The sequence below is a fragment of the Bradyrhizobium cosmicum genome, from assembly GCF_032290525.1.
In the GTDB taxonomy this organism is placed as follows: domain Bacteria; phylum Pseudomonadota; class Alphaproteobacteria; order Rhizobiales; family Xanthobacteraceae; genus Bradyrhizobium; species Bradyrhizobium cosmicum_A.
Genome location: NZ_JASXTA010000376.1, coordinates 1 through 255, shown reverse-complemented (window position 1 = coordinate 255; position 255 = coordinate 1). Strand labels below are relative to the sequence as shown.

At 70.2% G+C, this 255-nt stretch carries 1 protein-coding gene; it reads left to right on the top strand.

Going from position 1 to position 255, the window contains the following annotated elements:
* Positions 1-255: alpha/beta fold hydrolase (locus QSV46_RS40315; RefSeq protein ID WP_314964254.1), on the top strand; the 255-nt coding region annotated here is incomplete at both ends.

Here is a 255-nt window from a genome sequence, read left to right as displayed (position 1 = left end):
ATGCTGGAGCTGCCGGGCGGCTTCCGCGGCATCGCGGTCGATCTGCGCGGCTATGGCGACACCGAAGACAAACTCATCGACGCGACGCGCGGCTACGGCGACTGGGTGGACGACCTGATCGAGGTCACACGGGCGCTTGGGCTGGAGCACTACCATGTCGTGGGCCACTCGATGGGCGGCGCGCTGTTGTTCAGCCTGCTCCCCGCGGCCGGCGCCGGCATCCTCTCGGCCACGCTCGTCGCGCCAGGTTCGCCG